Source organism: Streptomyces sp. NRRL F-5650 (genome assembly GCF_000721365.1).
Taxonomy (GTDB): domain Bacteria; phylum Actinomycetota; class Actinomycetes; order Streptomycetales; family Streptomycetaceae; genus Streptomyces; species Streptomyces ardesiacus.
This window is the reverse complement of record NZ_JOGV01000015.1, coordinates 22,068-48,354: the sequence shown is the minus strand read 5'-3', so window position 1 is coordinate 48,354 and position 26,287 is coordinate 22,068. Positions and strand designations below refer to the sequence as shown.

The window sequence follows — 26,287 nt, the reverse complement described above, 5'->3', positions numbered from 1 at the left end:
GTGCCCGCCGCGGGGCCTACTCGGCCGCGTCCACCGGCGGCAGCGTTCCGGTGCGGGCCGCCCGCCCGTACCACAGGGCGCTCGACTTCGGGGTGCGCTGCTGTGACGCGTAGTCGACGTACACCGCGCCGAAGCGCTTCTCGTAGCCGTACGCCCACTCGAAGTTGTCCAGCAGCGACCACAGGTAGTAGCCGCGGACGTCGGCGCCGTCGGCGATGGCCTGCCGGACCGCCGTGAGGTGGCCGTTCAGGTAGGCGACCCGCTCGGGGTCGTGGACCGAGCCGTCCGCGCCGGGCTTGTCGTCGTAGGCCGCGCCGTTCTCACTGATGTACAGCGGGGTGCCGGGGGCCTCGCGGTGGTAGCGCATGATCAGCTCGTGCAGGCCGGACGGGTCGACGCTCCAGCCCATCTCCGTGCGCTCGCCCGGCGGCTGGTGGAACGCCACGTCGTCCGCGGCGGGCCACGGCGAGTGGTCGCTGGCCCCGTGGCCGTCGGCGCGCGGGGCGCGGGAGTCGGCGTCGGCGGCCGACACCACGGTGGGCGTGTAGTAGTTGAGGCAGATGGCGTCGATCGGCTGGCGGATCCGGCCCAGGTCGCCGTCCTGGACGTGCGACCAGTCCGACACCGGGGCGGTCGCCTCCAGGAGGGTCTGCGGGTAGGCACCGTGCAGGATCGGGCCGTGGAAGATCCCGCCCGACAGGTCGTCGATCTTCCGCGCCGCCGCCAGGTCCGCCGGGCTCTGCGACAGCGGCCGCACCACGGAGGTGTTGAGGCTGATCGCCACCGAGTTGCGGGCCGGCATCACCGAGCGCAGCGCCACCGTGCCCAGGCCGTGCGCCAGGTTCAGGTGGTGCGCGGCGCGCAGCGCGGCCGCCGGGTCGGTGCGGCCGGGGGCGTGCACGCCGGAGGCGTAGCCCAGGAAGGCGGCGCACCACGGCTCGTTCAGCGTGATCCACTGCTCCACCCGGTCGCCGAGCGCCTCGCCGACGATCTGCGCGTACTCGGCGAAGCGGTAGGCCGTCTCCCGCTCGGGCCAGCCGCCCGCGTCCTCCAGCTCCTGCGGCAGGTCCCAGTGGTAGAGGGTGACGGCCGGCTTGATCCCGGCGGCCAGCAGCTCGTCCACCAGGCGGCGGTAGAAGTCCAGGCCGCGCTGGACGGCGGGCCCGCGGCCGGTCGGCTGCACCCGGGGCCAGGAGATCGAGAAGCGGTAGGCGCCGAGACCCAGGTCCTTCATCAGCGCCACGTCGTCGCGGTAGCGGTGGTAGTGGTCGACAGCGATGTCACCGGTGTCCCCGCCGGCCGTCTTCCCGGGGGTGTGGCTGAAGGTGTCCCAGATCGAGGGGGTACGGCCGTCCTCCCGCACCGCGCCCTCGATCTGGTACGCCGAGGTGGCGGCGCCCCACAGGAAGGCGGGGGGGAAGGTCACCGGGGTCACCGGCGTTGCGGACTCAGGCATGGAAGCGCTCCCATAGAGGGTTCGTGGCGGGGTCGTCCCGGCCGGGGCAAGTCCGGCCGGTGGGACCGACGGGGTGGAGGGACGAGGGGGGAAGCCGGGCGGTGACCACCCGTACCGGGGCCGGGGCGGCGGTGACCCGGCCCCCGAGGGCGAGGAGGCGGGCTGTCAGCCCTTGACGGCGCCCTGCATGATGCCGCCCACGATCTGCTTGCCGAAGATCGCGAACACCAGGAGCAGCGGCAGCGTGCCCAGCAGCGCGCCCGCCATGATCAGGGACTGGTCCGGGGTGTAGCCGCGGCCGAGTCCGGCGAGGGCGACCTGCACGGTGGGACTGCCGTTCTGCGTCAGGACGAGGAACGGCCACAGGAAGTCGTTCCAGGCCTGCACGAACATCAGCATGCCGAGCACGGCCATCGCGGGCCGCGCCGCCGGGAACACCACGTGCCACACCACGCGCCAACTGCTGGCGCCGTCGACGCGCGCGGCCTCGATGATCTCGTCGGGCAGTGCCTGGAGCAGGTACTGCCGCATGAAGAACACGCCGAACGCGTTCACCAGGGACGGCAGGATCACCGCCTGGAGCTGGTCGGACCAGTCCAGCTTCGCGACCAGCATGTACAGCGGGATGATGCTGAGCTGCGGCGGCACCATCATCGTGCCGATCACGATCAGCATCAGCGCGCCCCGCCCGCGGAAGCGGAGCTTGGCGAAGGCGAACCCGGCGATCGTCGACAGGAACACGATGGTGAGCGCCGAAGTGCCCGCCACGATGGTGGTGTTGAAGAACGCCTCGCCGAGGTTGGCGTCGTTCCAGGCGATCTCCAGCTTGTCGAACAGGTTGCCGCCGAACCAGAAGGGCGGCGGCGTCTGGGCGAGCCGCTGGTTGTCGCGCGAGGCGGCGATCGCCGTCCACACCAGCGGGAACAGCGAGCCGATGGTGAACAGGGCGAGGATGATGTAGGCGATCGGCCCCGCGTGCAGGTGCCCGCCGGCCCGGGAGGCCTTGGAGCCGCGTCGGCCCCTGCCCTTGCGGGACGGCTCGGGTGCCGCGTCGGCCGGGGGTTTCGTCATGGTCGTCGTCACGGCCGGTTCTCCTTAACTACTGGCGCGCAGCCGGCGCGAGATGACGGCGTTCAGGATCCCGATCACGATGAGGATCAGGAACATCGCCCAGGCGATCGCGGAGGCGCGGCCCAGGTGCTGGTTGACCCAGCCCTGCTCGTACAGGTACAGGCCGAGCGTCTGGAACTGGTGCTGGGAACCGCCCGAGGCACCCTTGTTCGCGTCGAACAGCAGCGGCTCGCCGAAGACCTGCGAGGCACCGATGGTCGACACGACGACGGTGAACAGGATCGTCGGGCGCAGCGAGGGGAGCGTGACGTGGATGAACTGCCGCCAGCGGCTGGCGCCGTCCAGCGCCGCCGACTCGTACAGATCCTGCGGGATCGCCTGCATCGCGGCCAGGTAGATCAGCGCGTTGTAGCCCGTCCAGCGCCAGATGACGATGGAGGACACCGCGAACTTCGACGCCCACGAGCCGTTCTGCCAGTCGATCTTGTCCAGTCCCACCAGGTCGAGGAACCAGTTGATCATGCCGTAGTCACGGCCGAAGAGCAGCACGAAGACCAGCGAGGCCGCCGCGATCGAGGTCGCGTACGGCGCCAGCATCACGACCCGGTAGAAGGTCGAGGCGCGCAGCTTGTAGTTGAGGATGTGCGCGAGGCCCATCGCCATCAGCAACTGCGGCACCGTGGAGAGGATGCCGATCCACAGCGTGTTCTTCGCCGCGTTCCAGAAGAACTCGTCGTCGAAGATGCGGGTGTAGTTGTCCAGGCCCGTCCACTTCATGTCGGTGGGCGCGGTCAGCTCCACCGTGTGCAGCGAGGCCCAGCCGGTGTAGATCAGCGGGAAGAGGCCGAAGGCGAGGAAGAGCAGGAAGAACGGCGAGACGAACGCGTACGGGCTCCAGCGGATGTCCCGCTGCCAGCGCCGGGAGAGTTTCTCCCGCCTCTTGTGGTCGGCCTCGGCGGCCGCCCTGCCGCCGGGCGGGCGGCCCGGGGCCGCGCCCCCCTCGACGGGGGACGCGGCGGTGTCGTGCCGGGTGGTCATTCCGGTCACTTCTCCAGGTTGTTGTCGATGGTCTTCACGGCGTTGTCCCAGGCCGCCTTGGCCGACTTGCCCTGGGTGACGAGGATGACGCCGTTGTCGGTCAGACCCTGCTGGATGATCTGGTCCTTCGGGCCGATGACCTGGCTCGGGATGGCCTCGGCGGCCTTGGCGAAGACCTTGCCGATCGGCGCGTCACCGGTCATCTCGTTCTTGCCGCCGGTGACCTCGGACATCGTGTACGTGGCCGGGGCGCTCGGGAAGCTGGCCTGCACGGCGAACAGCTTGGCCTGCTGCTCGGGCGCCGTCAGCCAGGTGATCAGCTTCTGGGCCTCCTTCACGTGCTTGCCGCTCTTCGGCACGCCCAGGAAGGTGCCGCCCCAGTTGCCGGACTTGGGGGCCTGGGCCACGTCCCACTTGCCGGCCGACTCGGGCTTCGACTTGCCCTTGATGGTGCCGAGCATCCACGGCGGGCACGCCACGGTGGCGAACAGGCTGTTGGAGACGGTCTGGTCCCAGGCCGGCTGGAACTGGGTCTGCGACTGGACCAGGCCCTTCTCGGCGGCCTCGGCGGTCAGGTCGAAGGCGCTCTTCACGGCCGGGTTGGTCTTGTAGACCACCTCGCCGGCGGCGTTGTAGAACTTCTCCTTCTCACTGCTGAGGATGGCGTTGATCAGACCGCCGGGGGAGTCCATGAAGTAGGTGTCCTTGCCGGCACCCTTCTTGTACTGCTCGCCGGCCGCGACGAACTTCTTCCAGTCCCCGGCCCACAGCTTGGAGACCTCTTCGCGGTCCGTCGGCAGGCCCGCCTTCTCGAAGAGGTCCTTGCGGTAGCAGATGGCCATCGGGCCGATGTCCGTGCCGAGACCTATCGTGGCGCCGTCCTTGGTGGTGCCCTGCTGCCACTTCCAGTCCAGCCAGTTGTCCTTCTTGACGCCCTCGGCCTTGGACATGTCCACGAACTTGTCCGCCTGGGTGGCGACGACCTCGGCGATGTTGCCGACCTCGATCGCCTGCACGTCCTGGAGGCCGCTGTTGGTGGTGAGGTGGTTGACCAGAGCGGGGTAGTAGTTCTCGTTCCGCTCGGTGACGTTCTCCTCGATCTTGATGTCCGGGTTGAGCTTCTCGTACTCCTCGTAGAGACCGGCCTCCTTGAAGCCCATCGTCCCGAACAGACCGAGGGTGATCGTGGTCTTGCCGCTGCTGTCGCCCGACGACGAGCTGTCCTCGTCCTTCCCGTCGTCGGCGCAGCCGGCCAGCAGCCCGGCGCCCAGCGACGCGATGGCCGCCATGACCACCACCTTGCGGGCCGATCCTCTGCGTGCTGCTCGCATGTGCGTCCTCCTGTTGCCCTGACGTGCCGACCCCCCGGCCAACTACATGGTTGGGCCCGCTGCTTCATGTGTTTCGTTCGTCGCTGCGGCTCGGGCGGGGAACGTGCGGGATATGTATGTGCCAGGTAGTGTGGGAGCGCTCCCACAAGTGATGTGTTGAAGATTCGCGGGTCCGGGCGGGGGTGTCAAGGGAGCGGACGCGACGAATTGCGTTCAGTTATCGGCCTGTTAACTGGACGTTGCGCGCGGCACGGAGACACTCCCGTGCGGTCGGCGGGGCGGCCGGAGTCGGTCATTACACCCGACCGGCCTGTTAAATTCCAGGCCAGCCGCAGAGTGCGGGGAACGACGGGAGGCGGAGCCGATGGCAAGCCACGGAGTGCGTGGGCGGAGCGGTGGCCGGCCCACCCTCGAAGAGGTGGCGGCACGCGCGGGCGTCGGCCGCGGCACGGTCTCCCGCGTGATCAACGGCTCCCCCCGGGTGAGTGACGCGACCCGGGCGGCGGTCGAGGCGGCGGTCGAGGAACTCGGCTACGTCCCGAACACGGCGGCCCGCGCGCTGGCGGCCAACCGCACGGACGCGATCGCCCTGGTGGTGCCCGAGCCGGAGACCCGGTTCTTCGCCGAGCCGTACTTCTCGGACATGCTCAAGGGCGTCGGCTCCGAGCTGTCCGACACCGAGATGCAGCTCCTGCTGATATTCGCGGGCAGCGACCGGGAGCGGGCGCGCCTCGCCCAGTACCTCGCGGCGCACCGGGTGGACGGCGTCCTGCTGGTGTCGGTGCACGCCGACGACCCGCTGCCCGACCTGCTGACCCAGCTCGAGATCCCCGCGGTGATCAGCGGCCCGCGTTCGGCCGCCGAGCCGCTGGCGTCGGTGGACTCCGACAACTACGGCGGCGCACGCTCGGCCGTCGAGCACCTGCTGTCCGGCGGGCGCGGCCGGATCGCCCACATCACCGGTCACCTCGCCGTCTACGGCGCCCAGCGGCGCGTCGACGGCTACCGCGACGCCCTGCGCGACGCGGGCCACGAGGTGGACGAGGGGCTGATCGAACCGGGCGACTTCACCGAGGAGGGCGGGCGCCGCGCGATGGCGGAGCTGCTGCGCCGCCACCCCGACGTCGACGCGGTCTTCGCGGCCTCGGACGTCACCGCGGCCGGTGCGGGCCAGGTCCTGCGCGAGGCGGGCCGGCGCATCCCGGACGACGTGGCGCTGGTCGGCTACGACGACTCGGCGATCGCCCGGCACATGGAGCCGCCGCTCACCAGCGTGCGCCAGCCGATCGAGGAGATGGGCCGCGCGATGATCGACCTGCTGCTGGCCGAGATCGCCGACCGCAGGCCGGTCGCCTCGCGCGGGCTGGGGCGGCACCAGGTGGTGCTGGCGACGGAGCTGGTGGAGCGGCGGTCGTCGTGAGGTGAGGACCGGCGGGGCCGTGCCTTGGGCGGTGCGGTGCCGTCGGCGCATGTGCCCTTGTACGGGCTCCAACGCGATCAGCCGGTGACTCTCTTACGAGAATCACCGGCTGATCACTCAGGGTGAGTGACGGGACTTGAACCCGCGGCCACCTGGACCACAACCAGGTGCTCTACCAGCTGAGCTACACCCACCAAGGCCGGTGCTCGAATCCCGCGTAGCGGGGTTTCCCGACCGGCTGAGAAAAAGTGTACAGGGTCCGAAGGGGTGCTCGCGCCCGGCTTTCCGCACGCCGCCGCCGACGGTCCCGCCGCCCTACCCGGCCGGTACGACGTGCTTGGCGGCGATCGCCTTGGCCGTGTCGGAGTCGGGGCCGGGCTGCGGGACGAACACCGCCTCGCGGTAGTAGCGCAGCTCGGCGATGGACTCGCGGATGTCGGCGAGCGCGCGGTGGTTGCCGTTCTTCTCGGGGCTGTTGAAGTACGCCCGCGGGTACCAGCGGCGGGCCAGCTCCTTGATCGATGAGACGTCGACGATCCGGTAGTGCAGGTAGCTCTCCAGCGCGGCCATGTCGCGCAGCAGGAAGCCGCGGTCGGTGCCGACGGAGTTGCCGCACAGGGGCGCCTTGCCGGGTTCCTTCACGTGCTCGCGCACATAGGCCAGCACCTGGGCCTCGGCGTCCGCGAGGGTCGTGCCGCCGTCCAGCTCGGCGAGCAGTCCGGACGCGGTGTGCATCTCGCGCACCACCTCCGGCATCGTCTCCAGGGCGCGGTCCGGCGGGCGGATGACGATGTCGACACCCTCGCCGAGGATGTTCAGCTCGGAGTCGGTGACGAGGGCGGCAACCTCGATGAGCGCGTCGTCGGACAGCGAGAGGCCGGTCATCTCGCAGTCGATCCACACCATGCGATCGTTCATGCGGCCACTGTACGGGGGGTGCCCGTTCGCCGGTCCCCGGCGTCGGTGCGGACGTCACGGGGGCTGCCGCCCCCGGGCCCCCGCTTCGGCCCTGAACGGGCCTCGTCCTCGAACGCCGGACGGGCTGAGCCGCCCCGCCCGGCGTTCGAGGGCGGCGTCACGTCACGGTGCGCTGCGTTGCCCGGGGACGCCGGCCGTGCCCGCCGGCAGCGGCGTCGCCGTGCGGCGGGACTGGAACGGGACCGCGGTCTCCGGGGGGAGGGCGGCCGGCGGGTCGGACGGGGGCAGGGGGCGTGCGGCGCCCGCGGTGTCCTGGTCGGGCTGGCGGTCGCCCTGGGGCCGGCGGGCCCGGTAGGCGGCGCGGTAGGCGGCCGGGGACGAACCCAACTGGCGGCGGAAGTGGCCGCGCAGGGCGACCGGCGAGCGGAAGCCGCAGCGGCCGGCGACCTCGTCCACCGAGTAGTCCGACGTCTCCAGGAGCCGCTGCGCCTGCAGGACCCGCTGGGTGATCAGCCACTGGAGCGGGGCGCTGCCCGTCAGCGAGCGGAACCTGCGGTCGAAGGTGCGGCGGCTCATGTAGGCGCGCGCGGCCAGCGTCTCCACGTCGAACTGCTCGTGGAGGTGCTCCAGCGCCCAGGCGACGACCTCGGCGAGCGGGTCGGCGCCGATCTCCTCCGGTAAAGACCTGTCCAGGTAGCGCTCCTGGCCGCCGCTGCGGCGCGGGGGGACCACCAGGCGGCGGGCCAGCGCACCGGCCGCCTCGTTGCCGTGGTCCGTGCGCACGATGTGCAGGCACAGGTCGATCCCGGCCGCGGTGCCCGCGGACGTCAGCACGTCGCCGTCGTCCACGAACAGCTCGCGCGGGTCCACGTGCACCGACGGGTAGCGCTTGGCCAGCGTCGGTGCGTACATCCAGTGCGTGGTGGCGGGGCGGCCGTCCAGCAGGCCCGCCGCCGCGAGGACGAAGGCGCCCGTGCACAGTCCGACGATGCGCGCCCCCTCCTCGTGCGCCCGGCGCAGGGCGTCGAGCGCATCGTCCGGCGGCGGCGAGGTGATCGACCGCCAGGCCGGCACGACGACGGTGCCCGCGCGGGAGATCGCCTCCAGGCCCTGCGGCGCAGTGAGTTCGAGGCCGCCCGTGGTCCGTAGCGGACCCTCCTCGCCGGCGCACACCAGCAGCCGGTAGCGGGGCACGCCGGCGTCCTGGCGGTCGATGCCGAACACCGACAGCGGTATGGAACTCTCGAAGATGGGGCCGCCGCTGAACAGCAGCACCGCGACGATCTCCTTGCGGCGTCGCCCGGAGAGCTTCCGGGCCGCGGCTTCCGGCGCGGCGGTGGAGTCGTGGCTCATCCTGCTAAGCCCCCCTCGGTGGTCGCGGCGCCCTTCACCCTTCGGGTCTGTCGCTCCAACACGTTTCCCCTCGGTCCTGCACGAGTCCCCCGCCGTAGACGGTCAAGATCGAATCTACTGCGTCCCGTCGCGCCGAGGTGGCTGGTTCGGCACTTGGGACATTGTCGACATGGCAACTTGGCGTGAAGCAGTCGATCACGAAGCGTTGCACTCCGGGGCGCCCCTGTGAAGTGCGCCTTGTGCCGGTGGCCAATCCACGTAGGGTGCGGAGGGGTCCGGAGACCCTGTCCGTGCAGGTGGAACGGGGGTTGGGGGGTGGTGGGAGGTGGTGATGCGCCACCCGCAGAAGTTGGCTGAAAAGAAGCGGAACTGTGCGCGGAAACCGGTCAGTCGACCGGTGTGTTTTTTCCCGTGCGGCGCCCGTCCCCGCAGGCGCGCGACCGGGCGACGCGACGCTCGGAGCGCCGCAGCAGCAGACGGCACGCGCCGGTGACGGCGGCCAGGCCCAGGGCCGTGCCGGCGGCGCCCGCGAACGAGGCGCCGTACCACAGGAGTGCGACGGGGACGAGGACGCAACTGAACGCCGCCCAGCGGACGAGGTCGGTGGCGCCGTCGCGGCGGGGCGGGCCGGAGGGCGGCTCGGCGGGGCGGTGCGGTCGGGTCACGGGTGCTCCCTGGGACGGCGGCAAGGAGATCAACGTCCGCGCGGCGCTTCGGTCACGACCGGTGACGGACAGTTGAATCCCGTGCAAACCGCCTGTACAGAGCAGCAACCATTGCGTTACGGGCGCCCTCTCGGGCATGCTCCGGGGAATCCCGCGGCGGACCCTCCGCGGGATCTGGGCGAAGGAGGCGTGCCGCCGTACCCTTCCGGGTATGGGGTTGGGAAGACGATTCCCGGACACACAGCTCCGCCGCACACTGTTGTCCCCCATAGAGGATAAAAACGCCGAGACAGCCATGGCCGGTCACGAATTCTTCGAACCCGCGGACCGCAAGCGGCCCGTCGCCGAACCTACGGCGGCCGAGCCCCTGGCGGCCGAAGAGCCACGCCAGTCGTGCGACCCAGCCTTCAAGCACGGCGTCGTCGTCGGCTTCGACGGCTCCACCTCCAGCGAGCGCGCCCTCGCCTACGCCATCGGCATGGCCTGTCGACTGGGCTCCGGCCTGGTCATCGTGCACGTCGCCAACCGGCTGCCCACCACGGTGTGGGCCGGGTGCGAACCCCCGGTCTTCGTCGACGTGCCGGACCACCGCACCGAGGTGCTCGGTCTGGAGCTGGCGTGCGCGGACTACCTCGCCGAGGTGCCCTGGATCCTGGTCGAGCGCGGCGGCGACATCTGCCACGAACTCGAGGAGGTGGGGCGGGAGTACGAGGCGGACGCCATCGTCGTGGGCTCCAGCCACGGTCTGGTCGGCCGCCTCTTCGGCTCCGTGGCGGGCCGCCTCGCCAAGCGGGCGAAGCGGCCCGTGGTGGTCATTCCCTGACCGGGCGGGCGCCGGCTACTCCACCGTCACCGACTTGGCGAGGTTGCGGGGCTTGTCGATGTCCCGGCCCAGGGCCAGCGCCGTGTGGTAGGCGAGGAGCTGGAGCGGGATGCCCATGAGGATCGGGTCCAGCTCGTCCTCGTTCTTCGGGACGACGATCGTGTGGTCGGCCTTCTCCTGCTCCTGGTGGGCGACGGCGAGGATCGGACCGCTGCGGGCCTTGATCTCCTCCATGGCCGCGCGGTTCTTCTCCAGCAGGTCGTCGTCCGGCACGATCGCGACCGTCGGCAGGGCCGGCTCGATCAGGGCGAGCGGGCCGTGCTTCAGCTCGGAGGCCGGGTAGGCCTCGGCGTGGATGTAGGAGACCTCCTTCAGCTTCAGGGAGGCCTCACGGGCGACCGGGTAGCCCCGCACACGGCCGATGAAGAGCATCGAGCGGGCGTCGGCGTACTGCGCGGCCAGCTTCTTGACGTCCTCCTCCTGCTTCAGCATCTCCTCGATCTGCGCGGGCAGCTTGCGCAGGCCCTCGATGATCCGCTTGCCGTCGCGCACCGACAGGTCGCGGGTGCGGCCCAGGTGCAGGGCGAGCAGCGCGAAGGCCACGCAGGTGTTGGTGAAGCACTTGGTGGACACCACGCACACCTCGGGTCCGGCGTGCACGTACATGCCGCCGTCGGCCTCGCGGGCGATCGCCGAGCCCACGACGTTGACGATGCCGAGGACCCGGGCGCCCTTGCGCTTCAGCTCCTGCACGGCGGCCAGCACGTCGTAGGTCTCGCCGGACTGGGAGACGGCGATGTACAGGGTGTCGGGGTCGACGACCGCGTTGCGGTAGCGGAACTCGGAGGCCGGCTCGGCGTCGGCGGGGATGCGGGCCAGCTCCTCGATCATCTGGGCGCCGATCTGGCCCGCGTGGTACGAGGTGCCGCAGCCGAGGATCTTCACGCGGCGCACGGCGCGGGCGTCGCGGGCGTCCAGGTTGAGGCCGCCGAGGTGCACGGTGGAGAAGCGGTCGTCGATCCGGCCCCGCAGCACGCGGTCCACGGCCTCGGCCTGCTCGTGGATCTCCTTGTGCATGTAGGTGTCGTGGCCGCCCATGTCGTAGGAGGCGGCCTCCCACTCCACGGTGGTGGGCTCGGACGTGGTGCGGGTGCCCTCGGTGGTGTAGGTGCGGAAGTCGTCGGCCTTGAGGGTGGCCATCTCGCCGTCGTCGAGCGTGACTATCTGCCGGGTGTGGGCGACCAGCGCGGCGATGTCCGAGGCGACGAACATCTCCTTCTCGCCGATGCCGAGGACGACCGGCGAGCCGTTGCGGGCGACGACGATGCGCTCGGGGAAGTTGGCGTGCATCACGGCGATGCCGTACGTGCCCTCGATGACCCGCAGGGTCTCGCGGACCTTGTCCTCCAGCTTGACGGCCTCGGAGCGGGCGATCAGGTGGACGAGGACCTCGGTGTCGGTCTCGGAGAGGAACTCGACGCCGTCCGCCTCCAGCTTGCGGCGCAGGTCGGCGGCGTTGTCGATGATGCCGTTGTGGACGACGGCGACCTTGTTGTCGGCCGACATGTGCGGGTGGGCGTTCACGTCGGAGGGGGCGCCGTGGGTGGCCCAGCGGGTGTGGGCGATGCCGGTGGTGCCCTTGAAGCGCGCCGGGACCTTGGCCTCCAGGTCGCGTACCCGGCCCTTGGCCTTGACCATCCTCAGGCCGGCCGCCTTCGGGGAGGTGACGACGATGCCCGCCGAGTCGTAGCCGCGGTACTCCAGGCGCTGCAGGCCCTCCAGGAGCAGGGGGGCGACGTCACGCTTGCCGATGTATCCGACGATTCCGCACATGTATACGTGTCCTCGTGTCCTTCTCGGCCGGCTCAGCCGTAGACGATGCGGCGTAGCTGACGGAGCGACAGCTCCGGGGGCGCGACCGCGCGGTATTTCAGTTCCGCCTCGATCCGCTCGAAGATCGTCGCGTTCACCAGACCCTGGGCCTGGAGCTCGCGGTGGCGGCGACGGACGTACTCCTCGGTCGTCTCGTCGAAGTAGGCGAGCACGTCCTGGACCACACGCAGCGCCTCGCCCCGGCTCAGGGGGGTGGACCGCGTCAGATGATCAACGAGTTCGTCGTGCACCCGGTAGATCCTGGGGCAAGGGACACTCTTGCGCAAGAATCCTGCCCGATATCGGGCAGGGGTGAGGATGTCCGCGGCGCCGCTGTGTCTACATCCGCTTCAGTACCGCCTGCTTCGCCAGGGTGAACTCCTCGTCCGTGAGTACCCCGGAGCGGTGCAGCTCGCCCAGCTCCCGCAGCCGGCGCAGCAGCGCGTCGTGGTCGTCCTCGGCGGCCGGGGCCGGGGCCGGGGCCGGGGCGGGGGACGGAGCGGGCGCGGGCGGCTCCCCGTCCGGGCGGGCGTCCGCCTGGGCGGCGCGGGCGGCCGGGTGCGGGAGGCGGGCCTGGACGGCCGCGGCCACCAGGGCCATCAGCGGGTCCCGCTTGAAGCCCCACAGCTCCACCGCGTTGGGGTCGTACTTCGGCGGCACCTTGCTCGGCGCCGCCCGCACGGTGAAGCGGAGGTGGCCGTTCTCCAGGCCCACCGTCGGCTGCCACTCCACGGCGACGATGTCGGCGAGCGGCAGGGTGCGCGGCCCGGCGGCCGACTTGGAGTCCTCCGCCTGCCACTTCCACTCCAGGCGCACCCGCTCCCCGTCGAAGCTCGCGACACCGTCCCCGGCCGACACCGACAGCGGCACCGACGGCCCCGGCAGCAGGTAGGCGTCCACGGGGCCGGACGGGACCTGTTCGAGGAGCAGCGCGTTGCGCACCGCGTCCACGACGTACTCGGCCACGCCGTACCGGTCGGGCTCCACCAGGAGCTGGTACGGGTCGTGCGGCTCGGTCAGCCGGCCGCCCGTCGCCTGCAGCAGGGGGTCGGCGCCGTCCCGCAGCCGGAGTCTGAGCCGTCCCGCCTTCTTCCCCTGCTCGAACGATATGCCCGCCAACGCGGCCAGCGGCACGAGCAGTTCACCCAGCTCCCTGCGGAGCAGACCGACGTTCTTGTCCCGCCCGGGGGTCAGCCGCAGGGTGTCGCCGTCGAAGACCCACGTTCCGTCCTTCTGGATGATTTCCGCCATGCGGGGATTGTTTCATCGCTCCCGCGGGCGGTGATGGTGCGGGAGAGTGGTCCGCACCTGTCTCCAACACCCAGGGCGCAGACCTTGATTGCACTCATCGCGAAGGGAGCGCGCACGTGAGACCTCATCGACGGCACCACAGAACGACTCCCCGCATCACCCGGCTGCTGGGTTCGCTGCTGCTGGTGGCGGCGGTCGGCGCCATGACCACCGGAGCCTCGGCGGGCCGGAGCACGGCCGCGGAACCCACGCCCCTCGACCGGGTGATCCCGGCCCCCGCCTCGGTCGACCCCGGCGGCGCCCCGTACCGCATCACCCGCGGCACCCACATCCGCGTCGACGACTCGCGCGAGGCCCGCCGCGTCGGCGACTACCTCGCGGACCTCCTGCGGCCCGCCACCGGATACCCGCTCCCCGTCACCACCCACGGCCACGGCGGCATACAACTGCGCCTGGCCAAGGGCCCGTACGGGGACGAGGGCTACCGCCTGGACAGCGGCCGCTCCGGCGTCACCATCACCGCCCGCAAGGCCGCCGGCCTCTTCCACGGCGTCCAGACCCTGCGCCAGTTGCTGCCCCCGGCCGTCGAGAAGGACTCCGCGCAGCCCGGACCCTGGCCGGTCGCCGGCGGCACCATCGAGGACACCCCGCGCTACGCCTGGCGCAGCGCCATGCTCGACGTCTCCCGGCACTTCTTCACCGTCGACGAGGTCAAGCGCTACATCGACCGCGTCGCCCGCTACAAGTACAACAAGCTCCACCTCCACCTCAGCGACGACCAGGGCTGGCGCATCGCCATCGACTCCTGGCCGCGGCTGGCCGCCTACGGCGGCTCCACCGAGGTCGGCGGCGGGCCCGGCGGCCACTACACCAAGGCGGACTACAAGGAGATCGTCCGCTACGCCGCCTCCCGCCACCTGGAGGTGATCCCCGAGATCGACATGCCGGGCCACACCAACGCCGCCCTGGCCTCCTACGCGGAGCTGAACTGCGACGGCGTGGCGCCCCCGCTCTACACCGGCACCAAGGTCGGCTTCAGCACCCTGTGCGTGGACAAGGACGTCACCTACGACTTCGTGGACGACGTCCTGCGCGAACTCGCCGCGCTCACCCCCGGCCGCTACCTGCACATCGGCGGCGACGAGGCGCACTCCACGCCGCACGAGGACTTCGTGACGTTCATGAAGCGCGTGCAGCCGGTCGTCGCCAAGTACGGCAAGACGGTCGTCGGCTGGCACCAGCTCGCCGGGGCCGAGCCGGCCGAGGGCGCGCTGGTCCAGTACTGGGGCCTGGACCGCACCAGCGACACGGAGAAGGCCGAGGTCGCCGAGGCCGCCAGGAACGGCACCGGGCTGATCCTCTCCCCGGCCGACCGGACCTACCTGGACATGAAGTACACCAAGGACACCCCGCTCGGCCTGTCCTGGGCCGGCTACGTCGAGGTGCAGCGGTCCTACGACTGGGACCCGGCCGCCTATCTGCCGGGCGCCCCGGCCGAGGCGGTCCGCGGGGTCGAGGCCCCGCTGTGGACGGAGACCCTCTCCGACCCCGACCAGCTCGACTTCATGGCCTTCCCGAGGCTGCCGGGCGTCGCCGAGCTGGGCTGGTCCCCGGCCTCGACGCACGACTGGGACACCTACAAGGTGCGGCTCGCCGCGCAGGCGCCGTACTGGGAGGCCGCGGGGATCGACTACTACCGCTCGCCGCAGGTGCCCTGGCCCGCCGCGGGCTGAACGCCCGACGGGCACCCCGGAGGACCGTCTCCGGGGTGCCCGCCCGTCCGCGGGGGCCGGGTGGCTACCGGCCCGCCAGGGGGTTCTGCAGGCTGCCGACGAGCTGGAGCGCGCCGGAGGGGTCGGTGAGGTCCACCATCTGCCGGTTGTCGCGCAACTGGAGCCGGTTGAGGCAGGACAGCGCGAACTCGGGCGCGAACATGTCGTACCGCGCGAACTTCTCCGCCAGCTCCGGCACCGACTCCTGGTACTCCCGGGTGACCTCCGCGACCGTCCGCCAGAAGACGTCCTCCTCCACGATCCCCTCCTCCGCGAGGTTCGCGGCGAGGAAGCGGAAGAAGCAGTCGAAGACGTCCGTGAAGACCGACAGGAGCTTCTTGTCGTCCGGCACGTCCACCGCGATGCGGGAGACCTCCGGCGGCAGCACGGCGTCCGGGTCCATCACCGCGATCTCCTCGGCGATGTCCTTGTAGACCGCCCGCCGCACCACGCCGTCCTCCAGCACGAGGATCACGTTCTCGCCGTGCGGCATGTACACCAGGTCGTAGGCGTAGAAGCTGTGCAGCAGCGGGACGTAGTAGGCCCGCAGGTAGTGCCGCAGCCACTCGGCGGGCGCGAGCCCCGACCGCTCGATCAGCGCGCCCGCGAAGGAGGCGCCCTCGTGGTCGACGTGGACCAGGGAGGCCATGGTGGCGAGCGTCTCGCCCTCCCGCAGCGACGGCACCGGGCTCTCCCGCCACAGCGCCGCCAGCATCTTGCGGTACGGCGAGTGGCGGTCGGTGGCCCGCTCGTACTCCAGGTGCCGGTAGCCGACGGCCGCCCGCTCCCGGATGATGCTCACCCCGGTCGCCTTGAGCACCGGGTCGCCCTCGATCAGCCGGGCCAGCCAGTCGTTGATGGCCGGGGTGGCCTCCATGTACGCCGCCGACAGGCCCCTCATGAAGCCCATGTTGAGGACGGACAGGGCCGTCTTCACGTAGTGCTTCCCGGGGTGCGAGGCGTTGAAGAAGGTGCGGATGGACTGCTGGGCCAGGTACTCGTCGTCGCCCTCGCCCAGGCAGACCAGGTGCCCGCGGGCGACCTCGGCGGCGAAGGTGACGGTGAGCTTGTTCCACCACTGCCAGGGGTGGACCGGGACGAACAGGTAGTCGGCCGGGTCCAGGCCGCGCTCGCGCAGCACCCCGTGGAACCGGTCCACGGTGGCGTCGCCCAGCTCGTCCCGGACGAAGGACTCGTACTCGATGCCCGCGCCCGCCGTGAACGCCGCCCGCGAGCGGTGCGCGGCCAGCCACACCAGCCGGACCGGGCTCGCCGTCTCCGGCGCGTACGACAGGTACTCGTGGACGCCGAAGCCGAGCCGCCCGTTGTTGGCGACGAAGCAGGGGTGGCCCTCGGTCATGCCGGTCTCGACGGCCTGGAAGTCGTCGCTCCGGGCCAGCTCGGCGGAGGTGCGCTGCGGCTTGGCCAGCTTGTAGCAGGTGCCGGAGAGGGTGGAGGAGATCTCCTCCAGGTAGACCGGCAGTATCTCGTCGCTCAGGCCCAGGGTCTGCCGCAGCTCGATGAAGAAGTCCAGCGCGGCGAGCGGGAGTTCGGCACCGTCGCGGTGGCGGGTGATCGAGTCGGCGGCCACCTGCCAGTGGTCCAGGGAGCGCAGGGTCGCCGTGAAGCGGTAGGCGGTCTGGCCGTCGTCGCTGCGGACGACGTACGCCGCCCCGTCCGGCTCGGGGGTCAGCAGCCGCTCGTGGGCGAACTCGGCCAGCGCCTTGCGGACCAGGAGGCGGTTGGCCCGCTCCCAGCGCTCGGGGCTCAGGTGGGCGACGGCGTCGGCGAGGCTCACGCGGACACCGCCCTCTCGAACTGTTCGCGGGTGCAGAAGCTCAGCAACGCCTTCTTCTCCGGCTTCTGGATCTCGCGCTCGGGCACGAATCCGACGGCTGCGTTCAGGGCGTGGACGGCGGTGTTGGCGACGTCCGGTTCGACGACGACCCGGCGGGTGGCCGGGTCGGCGAACAGCTCGGTCATCACGGCGGTGATCACGGCGCGGGTGAAACCGTGCACGGGCCGGTCGGTCGGCGCGACCAGGAAGTGCATGCCGACGTCGCCCGGCTCGGGCTCGTACAGCCCGACCAGCTCGCGGTGGGCGGGGTCGTAGCGCTCCATCAGGAAGGCCGGGACGCCGTCGTGCAGGCCGAGGTGGGCCTGCTGGTGCTCGTCGGCGGCCAGCTCCATGTACGCCCGCTCGACGTCCACCAGTTTCGCGTCCTGCATCATCCAGAACGCGGACTTGGGGTGGGTGAGCCAGCCGTGCAGCAGTACGGCGTCGTTCAGCGGGTCGAGGGGGCGCAGGGTCAGCGTCCCGACGGCGGTGGCGGTGGTGGTGCTCATGCGGCGAACTCCTGGAACGCGATCGTCTTCTCGACCGGGTAGTACTCGCGGCCCAGCAGCTCCCGGACGATGCAGCTGTTGCGGTAGGCGCCCATGCCGAGGTCGGGGCTGGTGACGCTGTGCGCGTGGACCCCGGCGTTCTGCAGGAACACGCCGCTTCCCGTGATGTCCACGGCGTAGTTGCGGGCGATGTCGAAGTTGCCCCGGGAGTCGCGGCGCAGCCGGTCGCGGACGGGCTTGAGGAACTCCGGCTCGGTGTAGCGGTAGCCGGTGGCCAGCACCAGGCCCTCGGTCTCGATCTCGAAGTCCTTGCCCTGCTCCTCCTGGCGGAAGCCGAGCGTGTAGGTGCCGTCCGCGTAACGGGCCGAGATGAGCGCCGAGTTGGTGAGCAGGCGGGTGGGGACGGGGCCGCCGAGCCGCTTCCGGTAGAGCAGGTCGAAGATGTCGTCGATCAGGTCGCCGTCGATCCCCTTGTACAGGCCCTTCTGCTCGGCCGTGAGCCGGTAGCGGGTCTCCTCGGGCAGCGCGTGGTAGTAGTCCACGTACTCCGGCGAGGTCATCTCCAGCGTGAGCTTGGTGTATTCGAGGGGGAAGAAGCGCGGGGAGCGGGTGACCCAGTTGAGCCGGTAGCCGTGGACGTCGATCTCGCCCAGCAGGTCCTGGTAGATCTCGGCGGCGGACTGCCCGCTGCCGACCAGCGTGATCGACTTCTTCTTCACCAGCTCCGCCCGGTGCTGGACGTAGCGGGAGTTGTGCAGGAAGTCGCCGGCCAGTCCCCGGCAGGCGTCCGGGACGTACGGCGGGGTGCCGGTGCCCAGGACCAGGCGGCGGGCGCGGTAGGTGTCGCCGGAGGTGGTGGCGACGGCGTACAGCTCCTCGCGCTCGTCGTAGGTGACCTCGGTGACCGTGGTGGAGAAGCGGACGCTGCTCAGTTTGTGCGCGGCCCAGCGGCAGTAGTCGTCGTACTCGACGCGCAGCGGGTAGAAGTTCTCGCGGATGTAGAACGAGTAGAGGCGGCCCCGCTCCTTCAGGTAGTTGAGGAAGGAGTACGGCGAGGTCGGGTCGGCGAGCGTGACCAGGTCCGACATGAACGGGGTCTGGAGGTGGGCGCCGTCCAGGAACATGCCGGCGTGCCACTCGAAGTCGGGCTTGGACTCCAGGAAGACGCCGTTCAGCTCGGCGATCGGCTCGGTGAGGCAGGCCAGGCCGAGGTTGAAGGGGCCGAGGCCGATCCCCACGAAGTCGTAGGCGGCACTGGCGTCAGGAAGCGCGGTCAAGGGAGTCTCCCAGGTACTGCTCGGCGTGGCCGGCGATCAGGTCGAGGACGGCGGCGATGTCGGCCGTGGTCGTCTCGGGGTTGAGCAGGGTGAACTTCAGGTAGTGGCGTCCGGCCACCTTGGTGCCCGCGACCACGGCGTCGCCGGAGGCGAACAGGGCCTTGCGGGCGTAGAGGTTGGCGCGGTCGGTCTCGGCCGGGTCGGTGACGGCCGCCGGGACGTAGCGGAAGACCAGGGTGGAGAGCGAGGGCTCGACGACCACGTCGAAGCGCGGGTCGGCGGTGAGCAGCTTCCATCCCTCGGCGGCCAGGTCGCAGACCTCGTCGAAGAGTTCGCCGATGCCGTCGGCGCCCATCACGCGCAGTGTCATCCACAGCTTGAGCGCGTCGAAGCGGCGGGTGGTCTGCAGGGACTTGTCCACCTGGTTGGGGATGCGTTCCCGCGCCGCCCGGCGCGGGTTGAGGTACTCCGCGTGGTAGGTGGCGTGGCGCAGGGTGGCCGCGTCCCGGACCAGCACGGCCGACGAACTCACCGGCTGGAAGAACGACTTGTGGTAGTCGACGGTGACCGAGTCGGCCCGCTCGATGCCGGCGAGGCGGTCCCGGTGCCTGCGGGAGGCGAGCAGCCCGCAGCCGTAGGCCGCGTCCACGTGCATCCACACGCCGTACTGCTCGCACAGCCCGGCGATCTCGGGCAGCGGGTCGATGGAGCCGAAGTCGGTGGTGCCGGCGGTGGCGACGACGGCCATGGGGACCAGGCCCTCGTCCGCGCAGCGCTCCAGTTCCCGGGCGAGGGCGACGGTCCGCAGCCGCTTGTCCTGGTCGACGGGGACCGGTACGACGGCGTCGGGGCCCAGGCCGAGCAGTTTCGCCGACTTCTTCACGCTGAAGTGGCTCACCTCGGAGGCGAGGATGCGCAGGTCGGCGAGGGACTCGGCCTTCGCCTCCTCGCGGGCCAGCAGCAGCGCCTGGAGGTTGGACTGGGTGCCGCCGGAGGTGAACACGCCGTCGGCCGCGGGGCCGAGGCCGATCCGGGCGGTGGTCCAGTCGATCAGTTTCCGCTCGATGAGTGTGCCGCCCGCCGACTGGTCCCAGGTGTCCAGGGAGGAGTTGACGGCGGACAGGACCGCCTCGCCGAGCAACGCCGGTATGACGACCGGGCAGTTGAGGTGGGCGAGGTAGCGGGGGTGGTGGAAGTAGACGGCGTCGCGGAGGTAGACGTCCTCCAGCTCGTCGAGGACCGCGGCCGTGTCGTGCAGGGGCCGGTCGAGGTCGATCCCGTCGATGCGGGGGGAGAGGGCGTCGACCGCGACACCGGTGAACGGGCGGTCGGCGGTGGCGATCCGGGCGGCCACCCGCTCGACTCCTTCGGTCACGGAACGGCGGTACTGCTCCGCGGTGGTGTCGTTGAGCAGGTGCGAGCGCATGTGGGGGTCCTCCGGTGGGGACGGTCCGAGAGGGCGGGGGAGGGCTGAACCCTCCTCGCTTCGACTTAGGTGAGCCTAACCTAACTCAAGTGGATCAAACATGTGCCGGTGGGTGACCGCTGTCACGGCGCACCCGCACCCGGGCGCCCCACCGCACGGATGTCAGCCCCGCTCGCGGAGTTGTTCCTCCGTCAGGCCCCGGCGCCAGTAGCCGACGAAGGTGACGCGCCGGCGGTCGACGCCCCGCTCGTCCACGAAGTGCCGCCGCAGCCGCTTGACGCAGCCGGACTCGCCCGCGATCCAGACGTAGGGCCGCTCGGCGGGCGGGAGCGGCGCGGCGCGGAGGGTGGCGAGGCTCGCCCCTGGGCCGCCGCCGGCCTCCCGGACCAGCCAGGTGACCTCGGCGTCGGCGGCCGTGTCGAGGCGCTGCACGTCCTCGGCGTGCGGCACCTCCAGCCAGACCCGGGCGCGGGTGCCGGCCGGCAGCGACTCCACCACCGCGCAGGCGGCCGGTACGGCGGTCTCGTCGCCCCAGATCACCACCAGGTCGGTGTCCCCGGGCGGCCGGAAGCGGATCGCCCGGTTGTCGGCGACGGCGGGGCCCAGCACCAGCACGCGGTCGCCGGGGGAGGCGTCGGCGGCCCAGCGGGCGGCGGGGCCCGGCTGGATCCCCGACCCCGGTTCCACGCCGTGCAGGACGAAGTCGACGTCGATCTCGGCGGTGTGCCCCTCGTCGTCCCGGCGCAGCGCCCGCAGCGTGTACGAGCGCATCACCGCCCGTACGTCCTCGGGGAGTTCGCGCCAGCCCTGCCACCAGCCGTCGCCCAGCTCCACGGGGACCGCGGGCTCCGCCTGACCCGGGTGCGGCAGGAACAGGGACAGCGACTGGTCGAGGCCGTCGGAGTGGAAGGCGCGCAGTGCGGGCCCCGCGAGGGTGACCCGGGCCAGGGACGGGCCGAGCCGCCTCGTCCGTACGACCTGGAGGGGGAAGAAACGGAACGGGGCGGCCACGGCCGTCGTCATGAGGGGCTCCGGGGGAGGGGGTGGGTCAGCCGACCTTCTTGGCGTTCTCGATCGCCTCGGCCAGGTTGTCCAGCAGGGGCGTGCACTTGTCGTAGGACAGGATCGGCTCGGGGGAGCGGGAGATGACCTGGCCGGCCTTGACCGCGGGGAGCTTCTTCCAGGTGCCCTCGGTGATGTCGGCGGGCTGGATGGTGGAGGCGCGGTCGTCCATGATGATGACGTCGGCCGGGTACTTGTCGACGTTCTCCCAGCTCAGGGACTCGAACCAGCCGCCGGTCGCCTTCTTGGCCGCCTCGGAGGGCTCCACGAAGTTCACGCCGAGGGCCTTGAAGTACTCCAGGTCCACCGAGAGGTTGGTGCCGGAGACGTAGAACAGGTCGGGGCTCGCGGAGCCGGCCAGCACCCGGATCTCGGGCCGGGCCTTGGCGGCGGCGCGCAGCCGGGCTGCGGCCTTGTCGAAGGCGGCCTTGGCGTCGGTGACCTTCTTGGCCTTCATGTCCCCGCCGAGCGACTCGGCCAGCTCCCACATGCGCTGGAGCGGCTGGGTGAGCTGCCGGTCGAAGACGGAGATCGCCACGCTCGGGGCGAGCTTGGCGATCTTGTCCTTCGACTCCTCCGGGACGGACCACAGGGTGCCCGCGGTGTCGAACGTCGTGGTGATGAGCACCTCGGGGGCGAGGGAGGCGTACTTCTCGACGTTGAGCTTGCCCCACTCGTTGCCGAGGACGGTGACCTTGTCCACGTCGAGGTCGCCGGCCTGCACGTCGGGCTTGCCGTCCTTGGTCGTGGTCGGGCCGAAGACGCCCTTGACCTGGACGCCGTAGTCGAACAGGGCGGCGGCGACGCCGGTGAAGGCGACGATGTCCGTCGGCACCCTGTCCAGCTTCACCGTGGTGCCGCGGTCGTCCTTGAAGGACCAGGGGCCCGACTTGGCGGCGCCCTTGTCCGTCCCGCCGCCGTCCTTGTCGTCGTCCCCGCAGGCCGCGAGCACGGCACCGAGGCCGAGGGCGCCACCGGCGGCGAGGATTCCGCGGCGGGTGGGGTGAAGGGCGCTGGCGTTGGACATGGTGGTGACTGCCTTCGAACGGTGCGGAGCGTCGCGCTCTGCGGGACAATTCGAAGGTAGGTTAGCCTAACCTCAGATCTTGTCCAGGGGTGGGGCCCCGCGGCCCCGCCCCGCCCCGGCCCTCCGGGTCAGCTCACCAGCCCCAGCTCCCGCGCGATCAGCATCCGCTGGACCTCGCTGGTGCCCTCGCCGATCTCCAGGATCTTCGCGTCCCGCCACATGCGGGCCACCGGGTACTCGTTCATGAAGCCGTAGCCGCCGTGGATCTGGGTGGCCTCCCGGGCGTTGTCCACCGCCACCGTCGACGAGTACAGCTTCGCCAGCGCCGCCTCCTTCTTGAACGGCTCGCCCGCCACCAGCCGCGAGGCCGCGTCCCGCCAGGCGAGGCGGGACGTGTGGGCCTTCATCTCCATGTCGGCGATCTTGAACTGGATGGCCTGGTTGGCGCCGATGGGCCTGCCGAAGGCGTGACGTTCCTTCGCGTAGGCGACCGACTCGTCCACGCAGCCCTGCGCGAGCCCCGTGCCCAGCGCGGCGATCGCCACCCGGCCCTCGTCCAGGATGCGCAGGAACTGCGCATAGCCGCGCCCCTGTTCGCCCAGCAGGTTCGCGGCCGGGACCCGGACGTCGGCGAAGGACAGCTCACGGGTGTCCGACGCGTTCCAGCCGACCTTCGAGTACGGGGCGGCCACCGTGAAGCCCGGGGTGCCCGACGGGACGATGATCGACGAGATCAGGGGCCTGCCGTCGGGCCTCCGGCCGGTGACCGCCGTGACCGTGACCAGGCCCGTGATGTCGGTGCCGGAGTTGGTGATGAAGCACTTGGTGCCGTTGATCACCCACTCGTTCGTCGCCTCGTCCAGGCGGGCCGTCGTCCGGGTCGCCCCCGCGTCGCTGCCGCCGTCGGGCTCGGTGAGGCCGAACGCGCCCAGGATCTCGCCCGAGCAGAGCCGGGGCAGCCACTGCCGCTTCTGCTCCTCGGTGCCGAAGAGGTGGACCGGCATCGCGCCCAGCGAGACGCCCGCCTCCAGGGTGATCGCCACCGACGAGTCGACCCGGGCCAGCTCCTCCAGGGCGATGCCGAGGGCGAAGTAGTCGCCGCCCATGCCGCCGTACTCCTCGGGGAACGGCAGTCCGAACAGGCCCATGCGGCCCATCTCGCGGACGATCTCGTAGGGGAACTCGTGCCGCTCGTAGAAGTCGCCGATCTTCGGCGCCACCACGTCGTGGGCGAACGCCTCGACCGTGCGGCGCAGTTCTTCCAGTTCCGGGGAGAGCTTGTGGTCCATGCTGTTCACGACTCCTGGTGGGAGAGGGCTCGAACGGTGCGGGACGGGCTGGGCCGGCCCAGGTGGGCGGCCATCCAGACGCTTGTGGCGACGAGACGGCCGAGGTCGACCCCGGTGTCGATGCCGAGGCCGCGCAGCATCCACACGAGGTCTTCGGTGGCGAGGTTGCCGGTGGCGGACTTCGCGTAGGGGCAGCCGCCGAGGCCCCCGGCGGATGCGTCGACCGTGGTGACGCCCTGCTGGAGCGCGGCCAGCGTGTTGGCCAGGGCCTGGCCGTAGGTGTCGTGGAAGTGGACGCCCAGCGCGGAGACGGGCACACCGGCCCCGGTCAGCGCGCCGAGCAGGGCCGTCACATGGCCGGGGGTGGCCACGCCGATGGTGTCGCCGAGGCTCAGCTCGTCGCAGCCCATGTCCAGCAGGGCCCGGCAGACCCGCACGACCTGGGGGACCGGGACCGGGCCCTCCCACGGGTCGCCGAAGCACATCGAGAGGTAGCCGCGCACGTGGACGTCCCGGCCCTTCGCCCGGGTCACCACCGGCTCGAACATGGCCAGCGCCTCGTCCACCGTGCGGTTGAGGTTCGCCCTGGCGAAGGACTCCGTGGCGCTGGCGAACACCGCGACGCGGCGCGCGCCGAGCGCGAGGGCCCGGTCCAGGCCGCGTTCGTTCGGCACCAGCACCGGCAGCGCCACCGGCAGCCCGGAGATCTCCGGGTACAGCTCCTCCGCGTCCGCCAGTTGGGGGACCCACTTGGGATGGACGAAGCTCGTCGCCTCGATCGTGGTCAGGCCGGTGCCGGCCAGCCGGCGGACGAACTCCGCCTTCACGGCCGTCGGCACGGTCGCCTTCTCGTTCTGCAGCCCGTCGCGGGCGCCGACCTCGTGGATGCGGACGCGGGCGGGCAGGCCGTTCGCCGGTACGGGCATCGGGAGGCCCAGCTCCGGGGTGTTCATGCCCTCTCCTCCTCCTCGACGGGCGTGATGACGGCGAGCACCTGGTCCATGGCGACCGTCGTGCCCGGCGCCACGTCCAGCTCGGCGACGGTGCCGGCGTGCGGGGCGGAGACGACGTGCTCCATCTTCATCGCCTCCACCACCAGCAGGCTCTGCCCGGCGCTCACCTCGTCGCCGACGGCGACCTTCACCACCGTCACGGTGCCCGGCATCGGCGCGGTCAGCGAGTCGGCGCCCGCGTGGGCGGCCCGGTCGAGGGAGGCGGCGACCGGGTCGTGGTCGCGCACCTGCCAGGCGTCGCCGTCGCGGCCCAGCCAGTCGCCGGCCCGGTCGAAGGTGTGCCGCACGCCGTCCAGGGTCACCGCCACCCGGTCCGCGGTGACGGTGTGGGTGCCGCGGGGGGTGTGGGTGACGGGTTCGCTTCCCGGCACCCGCAGCGGGAAGGCCGGCGGCTTCGGCTCGCCGCCCGTCCGCCAGCCGTTCGGCACCGAGAACGGGTTTGTCCAGCCGTCCCCGCGCGGGCGCAGCGCCTCCAGCCGTACGGCCGCCGCCGCCTCGTACACCTCCTCCGGTACGCCGGTGGCGACCAGCGAGTCGACCTCGCGCTCCACCAGCCCGGTGTCCAGCTCGCCCGCCACCACCGCCGGGTGCGCGAGCAGCCGCCGCAGGAACCCGGCGTTGGTCGGCACGCCCAGGGTGACCGTCCCGGCCAGCGCCGCCCGGAGCCTGCGCAGCGCGGTCTCCCGGTCGGGGCCGTACGCGATCACCTTGGACAGCATCGGGTCGTACAGGCTGCCCACCTCGGTGCCCTCGCTGAGCCCCGAGTCGGTGCGCACGCCGTCGCCCTCGGGCTCGCGCAGCCGCAGTACCGTGCCGCCGGAGGGGAGGAAGCCCCGCGAGGGGTCCTCCGCGCACAGGCGGGCCTCGATCGCGTGGCCGGTCAGCCGTACGTCCTCCTGGGCGAACCCGAGCCGCTCACCGGCCGCCACCCTGAGCTGCCACTCCACCAGGTCCAGGCCGGTCACCAGCTCGGTCACCGGGTGCTCGACCTGGAGGCGGGTGTTCATCTCCATGAAGTAGTACTGCGAGGGGTCGCCGCCCGGCACGATGAACTCCACCGTGCCCGCGCCCCGGTAGCCGCAGGAGCGGGCCGCCTGCACGGCCGCCTCGCCCATCGCCGCCCGCGTCGCCTCGTCCAGCAGGACGCTCGGCGCCTCCTCGATCACCTTCTGGTGCCTGCGCTGGAGCGAGCACTCGCGCTCGCCCAGGTGCACCACGTTCCCGTGGCCGTCGGCCAGCACCTGGATCTCGATGTGCCGGGGCCGGTCGATCCACCGCTCCACCAGGAGCGTGTCGTCGCCGAAGGAGGCGCGGGCCTCGCGGCGCGCGGCGGCGATCTCGTCGGCCAGCAGGGACTCCTCGCGCACCAGCCGCATGCCCTTGCCGCCGCCGCCCGCCGACGGCTTGAGCAGCACCGGGGTGCCGATCTCGCGCGCCGCGTCGGCGAGCTGCGCGTCCGTGAGCCCGCTGCCGCTGGAGCCGGGCACGACCGGCACCCCGGCCGCCCGCACCGTCTCCTTGGCACGGATCTTGTCGCCCATCAGCGCGATCGCGTCGGCGGGCGGCCCGACGAAGACCAGCCCGGCCTCCTCGCAGGCCCGCGCGAAGCCCGCGTTCTCGGCGAGGAAGCCGTACCCGGGGTGGACCGCCTGCGCGCCCGTCCGGGCCGCCGCCGCCAGCAGCCGCTCGACGGACAGATAGCTCTCCGCCGCCGGTGCCGGGCCGATCCGTACCGCCTCGTCGGCCTCCCGCACGTGCCGCGCGTCCGCGTCGGCGTCGGAGAAGACCGCCACCGAGCGCACGCCCATCGCGCGCAGGGTCCGCACGACGCGGACGGCGATCTCGCCCCGGTTGGCGATCAGTACCGTGTCGAACAT

General features: G+C 71.5%; 22 protein-coding genes and 1 tRNA gene. 3 read left to right on the top strand and 20 right to left on the bottom strand.

Annotation, left to right across the window (positions count from 1 at the left end; genetic code table 11):
• Positions 1 to 16: 16 nt before the first annotated feature.
• The 4 genes from IG88_RS0116030 to IG88_RS0116015 all read right to left on the bottom strand — a co-directional run bounded on the left by IG88_RS0116030 (position 17) and on the right by IG88_RS0116015 (position 4,896).
• Entirely contained in the window at positions 17 to 1,456 is a 1,440-nt protein-coding gene (locus IG88_RS0116030) for a GH1 family beta-glucosidase (RefSeq protein ID WP_031040801.1), read from the bottom strand.
• A gap of 165 nt (positions 1,457 to 1,621) precedes the next feature.
• Positions 1,622 to 2,539 carry a carbohydrate ABC transporter permease gene (locus tag IG88_RS0116025; protein ID WP_031040798.1) on the bottom strand — a complete coding sequence of 306 codons (918 nt, stop codon included), beginning with the start codon at positions 2,537 to 2,539 and terminating at the stop codon, positions 1,622 to 1,624.
• Between the two features lie 12 nt (positions 2,540 to 2,551).
• Positions 2,552 to 3,565: a carbohydrate ABC transporter permease gene (locus tag IG88_RS0116020; protein WP_031040796.1), complete on the bottom strand. Its 1,014-nt coding sequence runs from the start codon at positions 3,563 to 3,565 to the stop codon at positions 2,552 to 2,554.
• 5 nt (positions 3,566 to 3,570) lie between these two features.
• The gene (locus IG88_RS0116015; protein ID WP_031040793.1) at positions 3,571 to 4,896 is read right to left on the bottom strand and encodes an extracellular solute-binding protein; all 1,326 of its coding nucleotides are present in this window, start codon (positions 4,894 to 4,896) and stop codon (positions 3,571 to 3,573) included.
• Positions 4,897 to 5,260: 364 nt separating this feature from the next.
• Between IG88_RS0116015 and IG88_RS0116010 the strand changes: the two genes are divergently transcribed.
• Positions 5,261 to 6,316: a LacI family DNA-binding transcriptional regulator gene (locus IG88_RS0116010; RefSeq protein WP_031040790.1), complete on the top strand. Its 1,056-nt coding sequence runs from the start codon at positions 5,261 to 5,263 to the stop codon at positions 6,314 to 6,316.
• A 121-nt stretch (positions 6,317 to 6,437) separates the two neighbouring features.
• On the opposite strand, the gene IG88_RS0116005 is transcribed toward IG88_RS0116010, so the two are convergent.
• The 4 genes from IG88_RS0116005 to IG88_RS38715 form a co-directional block, all read right to left on the bottom strand.
• Positions 6,438 to 6,510 (bottom strand) — tRNA-His (locus IG88_RS0116005).
• 121 nt (positions 6,511 to 6,631) lie between these two features.
• Positions 6,632 to 7,234, bottom strand: coding sequence for an oligoribonuclease (gene orn / locus IG88_RS0116000; RefSeq protein WP_031040787.1), 603 nt, complete (start codon positions 7,232 to 7,234; stop codon positions 6,632 to 6,634).
• A gap of 162 nt (positions 7,235 to 7,396) precedes the next feature.
• Positions 7,397 to 8,587 carry a helix-turn-helix domain-containing protein gene (locus IG88_RS0115995; protein WP_031040784.1) on the bottom strand — a complete coding sequence of 397 codons (1,191 nt, stop codon included), beginning with the start codon at positions 8,585 to 8,587 and terminating at the stop codon, positions 7,397 to 7,399.
• Between the two features lie 386 nt (positions 8,588 to 8,973).
• On the bottom strand, positions 8,974 to 9,252 hold the full coding sequence (locus tag IG88_RS38715) for a hypothetical protein (RefSeq protein ID WP_037835999.1): 279 nt from the start codon (positions 9,250 to 9,252) through the stop codon (positions 8,974 to 8,976).
• Between the two features lie 295 nt (positions 9,253 to 9,547).
• Between IG88_RS38715 and IG88_RS0115985 the strand changes: the two genes are divergently transcribed.
• Positions 9,548 to 10,075, top strand: a complete 528-nt coding sequence (locus tag IG88_RS0115985; protein ID WP_030400077.1) for a universal stress protein — start codon at positions 9,548 to 9,550, stop codon at positions 10,073 to 10,075.
• Positions 10,076 to 10,090: 15 nt separating this feature from the next.
• On the opposite strand, the gene glmS is transcribed toward IG88_RS0115985, so the two are convergent.
• From glmS to IG88_RS0115970, 3 genes are all read right to left on the bottom strand, one after another.
• Entirely contained in the window at positions 10,091 to 11,908 is a 1,818-nt protein-coding gene (glmS, locus tag IG88_RS0115980; RefSeq protein WP_031040780.1) for a glutamine--fructose-6-phosphate transaminase (isomerizing), read from the bottom strand.
• Between the two features lie 32 nt (positions 11,909 to 11,940).
• On the bottom strand, positions 11,941 to 12,198 hold the full coding sequence (locus IG88_RS0115975) for a hypothetical protein (protein ID WP_003976012.1): 258 nt from the start codon (positions 12,196 to 12,198) through the stop codon (positions 11,941 to 11,943).
• Between the two features lie 88 nt (positions 12,199 to 12,286).
• The gene (locus tag IG88_RS0115970) at positions 12,287 to 13,198 is read right to left on the bottom strand and encodes a DUF4429 domain-containing protein (RefSeq protein ID WP_031040778.1); all 912 of its coding nucleotides are present in this window, start codon (positions 13,196 to 13,198) and stop codon (positions 12,287 to 12,289) included.
• A 116-nt stretch (positions 13,199 to 13,314) separates the two neighbouring features.
• On the opposite strand from IG88_RS0115970, the gene IG88_RS0115965 reads away from it, so the two are divergent.
• Positions 13,315 to 14,931, top strand: a complete 1,617-nt coding sequence (locus IG88_RS0115965) for a beta-N-acetylhexosaminidase (RefSeq protein WP_031040776.1) — start codon at positions 13,315 to 13,317, stop codon at positions 14,929 to 14,931.
• A gap of 64 nt (positions 14,932 to 14,995) precedes the next feature.
• On the opposite strand, the gene IG88_RS0115960 is transcribed toward IG88_RS0115965, so the two are convergent.
• The 9 genes from IG88_RS0115960 to IG88_RS0115920 all read right to left on the bottom strand — a co-directional run bounded on the left by IG88_RS0115960 (position 14,996) and on the right by IG88_RS0115920 (position 26,287).
• Complete coding sequence (locus tag IG88_RS0115960) at positions 14,996 to 16,768, bottom strand: IucA/IucC family protein (protein WP_031040773.1); 1,773 nt, start codon at positions 16,766 to 16,768, stop codon at positions 14,996 to 14,998.
• A complete protein-coding gene (locus tag IG88_RS0115955; protein WP_031040770.1) occupies positions 16,765 to 17,316 on the bottom strand; it encodes a GNAT family N-acetyltransferase in 552 nt (183 codons plus the stop codon). The genes IG88_RS0115960 and IG88_RS0115955 overlap by 4 nt, the downstream gene beginning before the upstream one ends.
• Positions 17,313 to 18,593, bottom strand: a complete 1,281-nt coding sequence (locus IG88_RS0115950) for a lysine N(6)-hydroxylase/L-ornithine N(5)-oxygenase family protein (protein WP_031040767.1) — start codon at positions 18,591 to 18,593, stop codon at positions 17,313 to 17,315. Before IG88_RS0115950 ends, IG88_RS0115955 begins: the two co-directional genes overlap by 4 nt.
• Positions 18,577 to 20,019 (bottom strand): lysine decarboxylase DesA, encoded by a 1,443-nt coding sequence (gene desA / locus IG88_RS0115945; RefSeq protein ID WP_031040766.1) that lies wholly within the window; start codon positions 20,017 to 20,019, stop codon positions 18,577 to 18,579. The genes IG88_RS0115950 and desA overlap by 17 nt, the downstream gene beginning before the upstream one ends.
• A gap of 162 nt (positions 20,020 to 20,181) precedes the next feature.
• Entirely contained in the window at positions 20,182 to 21,042 is an 861-nt protein-coding gene (locus IG88_RS0115940; protein ID WP_031040763.1) for a siderophore-interacting protein, read from the bottom strand.
• A gap of 25 nt (positions 21,043 to 21,067) precedes the next feature.
• A complete protein-coding gene (locus IG88_RS0115935) occupies positions 21,068 to 22,108 on the bottom strand; it encodes an ABC transporter substrate-binding protein (RefSeq protein WP_031040759.1) in 1,041 nt (346 codons plus the stop codon).
• A 128-nt stretch (positions 22,109 to 22,236) separates the two neighbouring features.
• On the bottom strand, positions 22,237 to 23,397 hold the full coding sequence (locus tag IG88_RS0115930; RefSeq protein ID WP_031040757.1) for an acyl-CoA dehydrogenase family protein: 1,161 nt from the start codon (positions 23,395 to 23,397) through the stop codon (positions 22,237 to 22,239).
• Positions 23,398 to 23,402: 5 nt separating this feature from the next.
• The gene (locus IG88_RS0115925; protein ID WP_031040754.1) at positions 23,403 to 24,350 is read right to left on the bottom strand and encodes a hydroxymethylglutaryl-CoA lyase; all 948 of its coding nucleotides are present in this window, start codon (positions 24,348 to 24,350) and stop codon (positions 23,403 to 23,405) included.
• Positions 24,347 to 26,287 (bottom strand): acetyl-CoA carboxylase biotin carboxylase subunit, encoded by a 1,941-nt coding sequence (locus tag IG88_RS0115920; RefSeq protein ID WP_031040751.1) that lies wholly within the window; start codon positions 26,285 to 26,287, stop codon positions 24,347 to 24,349. The genes IG88_RS0115925 and IG88_RS0115920 overlap by 4 nt, the downstream gene beginning before the upstream one ends.